The 11,941-nt window shown below is 44.3% G+C and carries 13 protein-coding genes; 11 read left to right on the top strand and 2 right to left on the bottom strand.

Features of this window, described 5'->3' with window-relative positions; translation table 11 throughout:
* Positions 1-34: 34 nt before the first annotated feature.
* Positions 35-1,372, bottom strand: a complete 1,338-nt coding sequence (locus L4C34_RS10285; RefSeq protein ID WP_428789258.1) for a TackOD1 domain-containing metal-binding protein — start codon at positions 1,370-1,372, stop codon at positions 35-37.
* A gap of 311 nt (positions 1,373-1,683) precedes the next feature.
* The gene (locus tag L4C34_RS10280; protein ID WP_428789257.1) at positions 1,684-1,968 is read right to left on the bottom strand and encodes a hypothetical protein; all 285 of its coding nucleotides are present in this window, start codon (positions 1,966-1,968) and stop codon (positions 1,684-1,686) included.
* 320 nt (positions 1,969-2,288) lie between these two features.
* On the opposite strand from L4C34_RS10280, the gene ccoN reads away from it, so the two are divergent.
* The 11 genes from ccoN (at position 2,289) to L4C34_RS10225 (ending at position 11,922) form a co-directional block, all read left to right on the top strand.
* Positions 2,289-3,716: a cytochrome-c oxidase, cbb3-type subunit I gene (gene ccoN, locus L4C34_RS10275; protein ID WP_428789256.1), complete on the top strand. Its 1,428-nt coding sequence runs from the start codon at positions 2,289-2,291 to the stop codon at positions 3,714-3,716.
* Between the two features lie 11 nt (positions 3,717-3,727).
* Positions 3,728-4,348 (top strand): cytochrome-c oxidase, cbb3-type subunit II, encoded by a 621-nt coding sequence (ccoO, locus tag L4C34_RS10270; protein ID WP_428789255.1) that lies wholly within the window; start codon positions 3,728-3,730, stop codon positions 4,346-4,348.
* 9 nt (positions 4,349-4,357) lie between these two features.
* On the top strand, positions 4,358-4,534 hold the full coding sequence (locus L4C34_RS10265; RefSeq protein ID WP_428789254.1) for a cbb3-type cytochrome oxidase subunit 3: 177 nt from the start codon (positions 4,358-4,360) through the stop codon (positions 4,532-4,534).
* Positions 4,531-5,517 (top strand): cytochrome-c oxidase, cbb3-type subunit III, encoded by a 987-nt coding sequence (ccoP, locus tag L4C34_RS10260; protein ID WP_428789253.1) that lies wholly within the window; start codon positions 4,531-4,533, stop codon positions 5,515-5,517. The genes L4C34_RS10265 and ccoP overlap by 4 nt, the downstream gene beginning before the upstream one ends.
* A 53-nt stretch (positions 5,518-5,570) precedes the next feature.
* Positions 5,571-6,044, top strand: a complete 474-nt coding sequence (locus L4C34_RS10255) for a FixH family protein (RefSeq protein WP_428789252.1) — start codon at positions 5,571-5,573, stop codon at positions 6,042-6,044.
* Between the two features lie 37 nt (positions 6,045-6,081).
* Positions 6,082-8,517, top strand: coding sequence for a heavy metal translocating P-type ATPase (locus L4C34_RS10250; protein ID WP_428789251.1), 2,436 nt, complete (start codon positions 6,082-6,084; stop codon positions 8,515-8,517).
* Positions 8,518-8,697, top strand: coding sequence for a cbb3-type cytochrome oxidase assembly protein CcoS (gene ccoS / locus L4C34_RS10245; protein ID WP_428789250.1), 180 nt, complete (start codon positions 8,518-8,520; stop codon positions 8,695-8,697). It abuts the gene before it with no gap.
* Positions 8,694-9,365 (top strand): sulfite exporter TauE/SafE family protein, encoded by a 672-nt coding sequence (locus tag L4C34_RS10240; RefSeq protein WP_428789249.1) that lies wholly within the window; start codon positions 8,694-8,696, stop codon positions 9,363-9,365. The genes ccoS and L4C34_RS10240 overlap by 4 nt, the downstream gene beginning before the upstream one ends.
* Before the next feature lie 85 nt (positions 9,366-9,450).
* A complete protein-coding gene (gene fnr / locus L4C34_RS10235) occupies positions 9,451-10,191 on the top strand; it encodes a fumarate/nitrate reduction transcriptional regulator Fnr (protein WP_428789331.1) in 741 nt (246 codons plus the stop codon).
* A 153-nt stretch (positions 10,192-10,344) separates the two neighbouring features.
* Positions 10,345-11,298, top strand: a complete 954-nt coding sequence (uspE, locus tag L4C34_RS10230) for a universal stress protein UspE (RefSeq protein WP_428789248.1) — start codon at positions 10,345-10,347, stop codon at positions 11,296-11,298.
* Positions 11,299-11,583: 285 nt separating this feature from the next.
* Positions 11,584-11,922 (top strand): cytosolic protein, encoded by a 339-nt coding sequence (locus tag L4C34_RS10225; RefSeq protein ID WP_428789247.1) that lies wholly within the window; start codon positions 11,584-11,586, stop codon positions 11,920-11,922.
* Positions 11,923-11,941 lie beyond the last annotated feature (19 nt).

The raw sequence follows: 11,941 nt of genomic DNA, 5'->3' as shown, positions 1-11,941 counted from the left end.
GCCAGCAGAGATGAATGCGATATACTGGATAAAATCAATCATTGAGCTCACTCGTACGTTCTTTAAACCAAGACTTTACGTCTTGCAAACTTTGATCAGGTAGCGCCCAGTGTTTTACCCTTAATTCAATCAAATCTGAATTGATGAGGTTTGCGCAATCTTCAAGGCGAGCATAAACGACTTTCAAAAAATCGTGCTCAAAATGTGGCAGTAGTACATAAATCAAGTCGTCATCATATTGGCAACTTAGGTCGGTGTTTCTAAATATCTTCTCCAAGTACTCAGATAATTGCACCATGAATTCTATGTAGGATACGTCGCCATTTTGTTTTATGTACTCATCTGCATTGGCAATCTTTAGTCCAATGAGCAAGTCTTGATGCTGATGTCGTGCGGAGAGTTGATTCTTCCATAACGTCGCTGCTTCAAAAGCAGATGGGTTTACCGTGCCTTGTAGCTGGATATTGTAATTAGGGTTCAGTTCTTCTTCGAATAAGAAACGCTGTGCGTTTTCGCCAGCTTTGTATGCATAAAAAGTTGTTGGCTTGAGCCCATTAACATCGTTAACGAAATCGCATGATAGACATTTTGCGATGACATTAGCCTCGGCAAATTCTTGTTTGCAGTCGTTGCAATGATAGGATTCCAGCGGCCTGTCATAATCAACCCCAATATGCTTGAGCGTGGTCGAACACTTCGGACAGCTCATGGTGTGAGCCGACATAAACTCACTTGAATCGTTCACGTGGCCACACGTGAAGCAATGAACCGCGTCATATGAAGTAATATCGATTGAATGGCAAGCCGGACATGAATCAACGTAGTTTAGATACCCCGAGTCGCATTTCTGGCAATAACGTACTCTGTCAACGCAGTTGTCTACTTTTAAAATGTCGAGCTGCTGGAGGCGATGTAAATACCGAAAAGGTGTCGAGTCTTGATTATGGTAGATATCCAGCAGCGGATAACGATACAGTTCAGTACTGGTGAGCGCTTTTTGAGGCATTAATTTTCGATTTGAATTGCCCCATAAGTAAGCAAGCAGCCTATCTTTTGGTTGATCGGGTACACGTAGTGATTTGAGGATATCTTGGCTTAACTCTGTCTCTTTAGTGATTTCACCATCAGAGAGGTATTTGCTTAGTGGGCTTGAGATAGCCGTATAAACTGTCCAGCTCCAACCATATGTTGATAGATGAATGCGTTTCAGCATGTCATCTTGTTCTTCTTCGGGCAAGTTTATCAAGCACGTGACGGACTTTTCTTCAAATACACTTTTTTCGGCTTGCTTAAAGTGTGTATGTATTCCTATTTGTTCAATCACACTATTATATGGTCCAAACAAGGTGATAGAGTGTAAAGCTTCCGACATAACGAGTTCCTTCTAACTAAAGTGTGACTTAATACAAACTTATAACTTGAAATCAAAAGGTTATATGTCCATTACTTCTACGTTATCACTATTCCTGTATGTGTTTCAATTTGACGCTTCTTTATGTGAGAAGCAAGAAACGATCCTATATGACCTGAGTCATAAATTTGACATCTTTCTAGTCGAATAAGGTTTTGAGTGTGGATAGCGTTTTTTTGTTATTGGATAACTATGGTTTATTCTCTATACGGCATTTAGTTATAGTGCATTAGCTTTGTTGTGTACTAACCACGCACCAGCAAGTAACTGTGCTAATTCAAAATGATGGATATTTGATAATTCGATTTCGGATTCAGTGACAATGTAACAAATAGATCTAACTTAGTGAACGTTTTAGGGTAATCAACGCGCCATTCGTTTTGATTGTGCTTCACCTCAACTACCGCCATTTTACTAACGATAGACATAGGCAGTTCAGAATGAATCGCTATCGTCCCCTCACCTACCTGATCGATCTGAACCTTGTGATTCTCAATTTGAAAGTCACATTGAGAATCAAGATTGCAGTGAATAACTTGATTTGATTCAAATTTCATCGTTTTCCAAAAAAAAGCAGTTAAAAGTACGACTAACATTAAGAGGATTTGGGCTAATCGCCCTTTCGTAAGTTTTTCAGCGGCCATGTAAACACTACCTTTGGGTACTAAGGTTCGAAATAGAATGCGGAAGAACTAACCTACCGATTTGTCATAAAAATATTAATTGGACTATAGTTTGACCGTGTTAGTCACTCTTTCTATTACAACAAAGTCAAATCAGGATATTCGGCTTAGGTATGAGAATCTTTGAGCGCTATTACGACATGGGTCACTAGAGATGTAAAGGGTCGTCAACTAAAAAACTGGAAAGACAGACTATGAGCCAAGAACACCAGCTTGAGCAAGATTATAACTACACCGTCGTACGTCAATTCACGCTCACGACAATTTTGTGGGGAATAGTTGGTATGTCTGTAGGCGTTCTTATTGCCGCCCAATTGGTTTGGCCTCAGCTAAACTTTGATACACCCTGGTTGACTTACAGTCGGCTACGCCCACTTCATACTAATATGGTCATTTTTGCTTTCGGTACCAGCGCCCTATTCGCATCCTCCTATTACGTAGTGCAAAGAACATGTAAAACGAAACTCTTTGGTGGTTTGTTAATCCCATTTACGTTTTGGGGCTGGCAAGCCATTATTATATCCGCCGTGTTAACCTTACCTCTTGGACTAACGTCTGGAAAAGAATACGCCGAACTTGAATGGCCAGTAGACATTGCCATAGCACTTGTCTGGGTCTCCTACGCGGTGGTTTTCTTTGGCACAATTGCTAAACGAACCACATCTCACATTTACGTCGCAAACTGGTTTTTTGGTGCCTTTATATTAACGGTTGCGGTGTTACATATCGTCAATAGCCTTGCCGTCCCGGTTAGTTTAGGGAAATCATATTCCGTTTATGCCGGAGCCGTCGATGCTATGGTTCAATGGTGGTATGGGCACAATGCAGTGGGCTTCCTTCTTACTGCAGGCTTTCTAGGAATGATGTATTACTTTGTGCCCAAGCAAGCAGAAAGACCGATTTACTCTTATAGGCTGTCTATCATTCACTTTTGGGCGCTCATTTCACTTTATATATGGGCAGGCCCTCACCATTTACATTATACCGCTCTGCCAGACTGGACTCAGTCTCTAGGTATGGTGATGTCGCTCGTGCTGTTTGCGCCTTCTTGGGGTGGCATGATTAATGGGATTATGACGCTATCTGGCGCGTGGCATAAGCTGCGCAACGATCCGATTCTACGCTTTTTGATTGTTTCTCTCTCTTTCTACGGCATGTCTACGTTTGAGGGACCCATGATGGCGATAAAATCCGTTAATGCCCTCTCTCACTATACCGACTGGACGATAGGACACGTGCACTCAGGCGCTCTAGGTTGGGTTGCGATGGTATCAATTGGTTCAGTGTATCACCTCGTTCCTCGCCTGTTTGGCCAAGAGCGGATGTATTCCATTAAACTAATCAACATTCACTTTTGGTTAGCTACCATAGGTACTGTTCTCTATATCGTCGCAATGTGGATTTCCGGTGTGATGCAAGGGCTAATGTGGAGAGCCGTTAATGCTGATGGAACCTTAACCTACAGTTTCGTTGAATCAGTTCAAGCATCCTATCCGTTCTACACCATAAGATTCATTGGCGGTCTAGTTTTCTTATCAGGAATGCTATTAATGGCGTACAACACTTATAAAACTGTATCAGCACCAAGCGATAGCTTAAAAGCGCTTCAACAGCCAGCATAGAGGAACTGAGGATGGATTCTGGTTCAAACAATCGCCATGAAAAAATAGAAAAGAATGTCGGCCTGTTAGCCATCCTGATCATAGTAGCGATTAGTTTGGGTGCCTTGGTCGAAATTACTCCTCTAATGTTTCAAAAACAGACCACTGAACCGGTAGAAAATCTACGCCCCTACACCGCGCTTGAGCTAGAAGGTCGCGATGTGTTTATTCGTGAAGGGTGTAACGTGTGTCATAGCCAAATGATTCGTCCATTTAGAGCGGAAACTGAGCGCTATGGGCATTATTCGGTCGCTGGAGAAAGCGTATGGGAGCATCCTTTCTTATGGGGTTCGAAACGTACCGGTCCTGACCTAGCTCGGGTTGGAGGTCGCTATTCCAATGAATGGCACCGAGTTCACTTAATCAATCCAAGAGATCTTGTGCCTGAGTCAAATATGCCAGGGTTTCCGTGGCTAGCAAAGAATCAACTAGACGGTAAACTTACGACTGACAAATTGACTATTTTCCGTGACAAGTTTGGGGTGCCCTATACAGACAAGCAAATTGCAGATGCAAAAACTGACGTACAAGGAAAAACAGAAATGGACGCCATTATTGCTTACCTCCAATCTCTTGGTCACGCGATGAAGTAAGGAATCGATATGGATATTGCGACATTTCATAGTATTTGGACCGTATTGCTATTCGCGTGTTTTATTGGCGTCGTTTGGTGGGCATATGGCGGCAAACGCAAAGCACGTTTCGATCAAGATGCCAAAATGATATTCGATGATGAGCCTCAACGCTCCTCATCTGAGAAAGGAGTGAAAAAACCATGAGCATGTTTTGGAGCATCTGGATCACCGTTATTACCGTAGGGACCCTCATTGGCTGCGCTTTACTTCTCCGTTGGTGCTCAAGTAATAATACTTCTGTCGAAGAAGGCCAGGACATGGGCCACGAGTACGATGGTATTCGAGAGCTTAACAACCCCCTCCCTAAGTGGTGGGCGTATATGTTTGTGGTAACATTGATTTTTGCCGTTCTTTATCTTGCTCTTTACCCAGGGCTTGGTAGCTTCAAAGGATTATTAGGTTGGACAAGCTCTGATCAAACAGTCCGTACCGTTTCTGAATACAAAGCATCCATTGCCAAGGCACAAGCGAATAAGCAGCTGGATCAATATGCCAAAGAACTCGGCGATGCGGACCAATACTTCGGTGAAACCTTCTCTCGGCTGGCATATCAAAAAGACGGCAAAATATTACGAACAATTCCAGAAATAGCGAAAGATTCAGAGGCTCTGAAAGTTGGCCAAAGATTGTTTTTGCAAAATTGCTCTCAATGCCATGGTTCAGATGCTCGAGGTCAAAAAGGCTTTCCAAATTTAACCGATAACGCATGGCTTTATGGCGGCGAGCCGAATGCGATTATCACCACCGTTACCGCTGGCCGTATAGGACAAATGCCTAACTGGAATGACGCTCTAGGCGCACAAGGCGTTAAAGATGTGGTGAGCTACGTTTTGAGCTTATCTGGGCGATCAGTTAATTCACGAGAAGCGCTCGCAGGTAAGAAACGTTTTGTCGTTTGCGCCGCATGTCATGGAACGGATGGTAAAGGCAATCCAGATCTTGGAGCCCCTGACCTAACCGACCGACATTGGTTATATGGCGGAACCCGCGTAGATGTTACCGAAAGTGTGATGTATGGCCGAGCAGGCGTTATGCCAGCGTGGAAAAATATCTTAGGAGAAGACAAAATTCAGTTAGTCGCCGCCTATGTATGGAGCCTTAACAATCAACAAGACTCCGCTAAATGATTCTCGCTGGATAACTCTCTACTAAGTGAATTCCCTAATCTATAGGAGATAAAATGATTAAACCTTGGTATCAGCAGTTTTGGCCTTGGTTCTTAATTATATTACCTTTAACTGTGGTTATCTGGACCATAGCGACTGTCATCATTTTTTCTCAGCACTCCGTATCTCTTGTCACCGATGACTATTACAAGAAAGGCAAGAGCATAAACCAAGATTTATCTAAATTGAAAGTGGCCAAGCAACTAGGCATTGCGATCAGTATGACAGCCTCGGGTAAAGAGCTGACCTTGCAGCTGCATCAAGGTCAGTTAGCCCATTACCCTGCAATCAAAGTGCTATTTGCACATCGAACCCTACCCGATCGTGATTTCAGCCAATTATTAACGTCATCCGCCAATGGTCAATATAGAGTCAAGCTAGACAACGAACTAAAAGGACCATGGTTTATCGAAGTGAGTCCTTACGATAAAGCTTGGAAGCTACAAGGCAAAATTAACTTCCCTATTCATAGCAACACTAGGCTATAAAAAGAAACACTAGGCTATAAGTTGGCTGAGGTAATAAGTGAACAACGAGCAAACTTGCTATCACTGCGGAGAAATGGTTCCCACAAACTCGCGCTTCCTCGTCGAGATCTTAGGGTCATCTCGAGCAATGTGCTGTCCCGGGTGTGAGGCGGTTGCACAAACGATTGTCAGCAGCGGGCTTACTTCATACTACCAATTTCGCACTCAACCCGCTGAGCGTGCAGATTTAGTTCCCAACTCTTTATCCCATTTGCAACATTACGACGATATTCAGATTCAATCTGAGTTTGTTTCCTCCCTAGATGGGCTAGATAGCATCACCCTAGCGATAGAGGGCATATCATGTCCAGCCTGCGCTTGGTTAATTGAGAAACGATTAACCACCTTGGCAGGTCTAAAATGGGTAAGAGTCAACACCACAACGAGCCGCGCACTCATACGTTGGTATACGACAGAAGTAAAACTCAGTGAGATTCTGGAAACCATTCACCGACTCGGCTACACCGCCGCTCCCTTTGAACCAGACAAACAAGAGAAGGCCTACCAAAGAGAAGCCAAGCGCTATCTATACCGATTAGGGATTGCGGGCATAGCCAGTATGCAAGTGATGATGCTGGCCGTCGCGCTTTACTTCGAGGTATTTAGTGGATTAGAGCCTGAGATGAAAAGCTACCTTCGCTGGGTCAGCTTAATTTTTGCCACACCGGTACTCGTCTATTCTGCTTTCCCTTTCTATCACAACGCTTGGCGCAACTTAAAAGGAAAAACACTAGGGATGGACATCCCTATCTCCCTTGCCTTGATTCTTGCCTACCTAGCCAGCGCCTACGCCACCATTCACGAAACAGGTGAAGTATTCTTTGAATCCATCGCGATGTTTACCTTTTTCTTACTACTTGGTCGATTTTTGGAAGTTAGAGCGAGAAGAACGGCTTCCATCGTCACCGCAAACTTAATCAAATTAGTTCCTACCGTAGCCAAAAAAACGAGCGGAGAAAGCGTCGCTGTATCCAAATTAAAAGTAGGAGATACAATTACCGTATTACCTGGCGAGCGTATTCCATCTGACGGCGACTTACTCTCACCGTTAGCCTATATTGACGAATCTATGCTCACCGGCGAATCACGTCCCGTTAAGAAAACACAATCTGATCAGGTTTACGCTGGCACTCTCAACGGGAATGAAGCACTAACGATTTGTGTTTCTCGAGAGAAAAATAATTCAGCAGTCAGCCATATAGTACGATTACAAGAAGAAGCTCAACTGACTAAGCCCAAAATAGCCAAACTCGCAGACACCATCGCTCGGTACTTCGTCGCTTCCCTGATTGTTATCGCACTAGGCACTTGGTATTACTGGCACCAGCACAACCCAGAACAAGCCCTTTGGGTGGTCCTTTCTGTTCTTGTCGCGACCTGCCCATGTGCACTCTCGTTAGCGACTCCGACAGCCCTGACTTGCGCCACATCGCAATTGGCTAAATTTGGCCTGTTACTTAGGCGCAGTCATTCACTCGAAACCCTGTGCAAAGTCAATCAACTGGTTATCGATAAAACTGGCACACTCACTACTGGCAAGATAACGCTGACTAACATTGAATGCTTCGCGCCTTTTACCTTAAAAGAATGTGTCTCCATAAGTACCGTATTAGAATCTCATGCCAACCATCCGCTATCCGGCGCCTTTCAACGTTACTACGACAGCTTCGATGAAAAACACTCGATCGGGCTAGAAGAAATCACCAAGGTTACGAATCATATCGGCCAAGGCCTATCAGGCGATGTTCAAGGGCAACAAATACGGCTAGGCTGCGCTCAGTTCGTTCTATCAGAGCATCGTACCAACGATAGAAATAGCTGCTATTTATCGATCAATGGGCGTCATGCTGCCACTTTTACCTATCAAGATTCCATTAGAGATACCGCTGAGGCGCTCATTCAACAATATGAAAAAGAAGGCATTCAGACGACGCTGTTAACCGGTGACAACAAGCAAAATGCACAGGATGTCGCATCTCAAGTGGGCATTACTCATATCATTGCGTCAGCTTCCCCTGAAGACAAACTTAATGCCGTCAACCAACTAGCCAAGGACAAAATTACACTAATGGTGGGAGATGGTATCAACGATGTTCCGACATTAGCAGGCGCCCACTTGTCCGTAGCGATGGGAGGAGGAACTGACGTTGCACAAGCAACCGCAGATATAGTTTTGCTCGGAGATCAACTAGATAAACTGCTATTTGCTCGACATTTAGCGCTTAAAACTCGCCATATTATTCGGCAAAACTTGCTCTGGTCGTTAGGCTACAACGTATGTATTCTTCCGCTAGCGATCTCTGGAATGATTGCTCCCTACTTTGCGGTGATCGGCATGTCGGCCAGTTCGCTCATTGTAGTGACCAACTCTCTGCGCCTATTAAAAGCACCTAATACGAGCAAGCCGATGATTCAAAATGAGGAACGAATTTAAATGGCAAGCCTATATATATTGATTCCAATTGCGATAGTGTTGGTATGTATTGCTGGCGGTATTTTCATATGGGCAGTCAAACACGATCAGTTTGAAGATCTTGATCGCCAAGGGCTCGATATCCTCATGGAGGACGAAGAAAACACCAGCGAAAAAGCGAAAAAGGATGAACAAGAATGACGCTTGATTGGGCCGCAGCTTTTATGGTCGGCGTACTTGGCTCGGGTCACTGTATGGGAATGTGTGGCGGCATAGCCAGTTTACTCAATATCCATCGCCAAAAGCCATCAGTCACTATCCCACTATTTTATAACGCCGGTAGGCTAATCAGTTACAGTCTATTCGGTGCAGTCATTGGCGGGGCCGTTTCTTCCCTAGCGCTTTTCTCATCCAATACCCATATCCTAACCTGGTTAAGGCTTCTCGCCGCCCTATTTATGGTTCTGCTCGGCTTATACATTAGCAACTGGTGGAAAGGTTTAGTTATCATTGAAAAAGCGGGCCAATACATCTGGAAATATATCTCTCCCTTCGGACAATCTTTACTTCCGCTCAAATCTCCTATGCACGCCTTACCATACGGCTTTGTATGGGGTTGGCTTCCTTGTGGGTTGGTCTACTCTATGCTCACGTGGGCCAGCGTTACGGGCAGTGCTGCCCATGGCGCGCTCACTATGTTGTTCTTTGGGCTCGGCACGCTACCTTCTATGTTAGCCATCGGATACGGCAGCCAGTGGCTAAGCTCCTTCCGAACGTCAAGAAATATACGTCGAGCTGGCGCTGTTATGCTTATCACTTTTGGTGTGTATACCGCTAGCAACACCTTGATAATAATGAATATTATATAACACGTGCAAATTGTAGGGTTATCTCTATAAGTCCACCGTTATTGGTGGTAGAATGCTGCCAAGCAATTTACTCCTGAAGGTAGCCATGATTACAGATAAGGCGCAGAAACAATGCCCAAAAGCAAACAGTTCTATCCACTGCCAGAATTGTAGCATCAACCAATTGTGTATCCCTTTTACCCTGAGTGACAACGAGCTCGACCAACTCGATCAAATCATTGAGCGTAAAAAGCCTATTCAAAAAAACCAGCAACTATTTAAAGCCGGAGATAAATTAAAGTCTCTGTACGCTATCCGTTCAGGCAGTATTAAGAGTTTCACAATTTCCGAACAAGGCGATGAGCAAATAACGGCTTTCCACCTTGCGGGCGATTTGGTAGGATTTGACGCCATCACTGATGACACCCATCCAAGCTTCGCGCAAGCGCTTGAAACGGCAATGGTATGTGAAATTCCGTATGATACCTTAGACGATCTGTCCGGTAAGATGCCTAAACTTCGCCAACAAATTATGCGCCTAATGAGTGACGAAATTAAAGGCGATCAAGACATGATTCTGCTGCTTTCGAAGAAGAGTGCCGAAGAACGATTGGCAGCTTTCTTAGCGAATCTTTCTACTCGCTTCTCGCAGCGCGGGTTTAGCTCTAAAGAGTTCCGTCTAACTATGACTCGTGGCGATATTGGTAACTACCTCGGTCTAACCGTAGAAACCGTGAGCCGACTACTTGGGCGGTTTCAAAAATCCGATATTTTGGACGTTAAAGGCAAAGATATCCATATTCTCGACTCAGCGGCGCTAAAAGCGCTTGCAGGCCTTCCTCAATAGTCCCCTATATAAAATCCTTTATATTAAAAAAGATGTAGCTCAAAACTGAGCTGCATCATATTTCTCCTTACCTTTCATCAATACTTCTCAACCGCACCAACAAATTGCGCTACAGTTATTCCTATGTTACTTGGTGAAATCTAAGGAAAAATCATGAGTATCTATAGCAATATTCTGGTGTGTGCTGATATCAATCGCGACGAACAACCCGCACTTCAACGTGCGGTTCAGTTGGCCGCACAAAGTTCATCACGCAGTGCCATCACCATTTTCCTCGCTATCTATGACTTTTCATACGATATGACATCAATGCTTTCAATCGACGAAAGAGATGCGATGCGCCGCGGTGTCATTCACCAGAGAGAACAATGGCTAGAGAAGGTATCCGCTGACTATGTGAATGACAATGACAATCTCAATTTAACCATCAAAGTCGTCTGGCATAACCGCCCTTACGAGGCCATCATTGCCCAAGTGTTCTCCGGCGAGCACGACATTATTATCAAAGCAACGCGTAAGCACGCTGTCTTGGAATCCGTTATTTTCACACCTACAGATTGGCATTTATTGCGCAAGTGTCCGGTGCCCGTATTACTCGTTAAGAGCGCAGACTGGCCGCAAAATGCAACAATCGTCGCTTCCGTTCATGTTGGCTCTGAAAGTGATACCCACAAAGGTCTCAATGATTGCATGGTACGGCAATTACAAGACCTGTCGGAACGTATGAGTGCGGAAGCATTTCTCGTTAACGCCTATCCTATCACTCCTGCCAATATTACTATTGAACTCCCTGAGTTCGACCCGACAACCTACAGTGATGCCGTTAGAGCCCATCATCTAATGTCAATGAAAGCGCTTAGACAGAAACATGGGATTGATGAAGAACAAACACGAGTCGAGCAAGGACTCCCTGAAGATGTCATTCCTAGTGTCGCCAAAAAGCTCAACGCCGCCATGGTCATCCTAGGAACAACCGGAAGAACCGGATTATCCGCAGTTTTTATTGGGAATACCGCAGAGCACGTGATAGATAAAATTGACTGCGATGTACTTGCCCTGAAACCTAATGGTTTTATCAGCCCTCTAGACCCTAAACACGCTGTATAATTGAGCAAAAGTCAAAAAAACACGGGGCACTGTTTATATATACAGTACCCCGTGTTTTTTTGACTTTTTAGGAATGTATCGAAGTTTCGCCAATACCAGTTGGTCATCAAAACGTGAAGAGCTGCATCAAATGTGGGTAAACAACAAAGTGGGTAAACAACAAAGATGGTTGGCCTAGTGAATGTCCGGAAATGGCACAGAATTACCGCCTTTAGCAACTAAATCTCTACTACGTTCTCCCCTAGTAGTGATAGAATCTCCGCATCAGAATTACTGAGAAACTCTATGTTTATCCATCATGTTAACGGAATCGACTGGCTGGTAATTACAGCTTTTGAAGAACTGAAAACCATGTTCATTAAAGACGCTGGTACGATCCCCTCTTACTTTTCTACCGCCAGCGAGTTGAGCATGATTGATCAAGCCAAACGTGCTTATGGATATTTACCTACACTCAGCGGCGTAATCACCGATACTGGCACATTTCAAAGCCAGGATAACGAAGAAGATTTGAACCCACAGCTTGCCTGCCTAGTTGAGGGGCGTGGTCGGGTGTTTGTCTATCATGGCGGCTTTGTGGCTTTTGTGGATGACGAGCAAACCTTTATTACCCGAATGGACTGAAAATTATCCAGTAAATTGA

Origin of the sequence: Vibrio profundum, from assembly GCF_050337555.1 — a bacterium.
GTDB classification, from domain to species: Bacteria; Pseudomonadota; Gammaproteobacteria; order Enterobacterales; family Vibrionaceae; genus Vibrio; species Vibrio profundum.
Note: the sequence above shows the minus strand (reverse complement) of the source record. Positions and strands in the feature narration are given on the sequence as shown.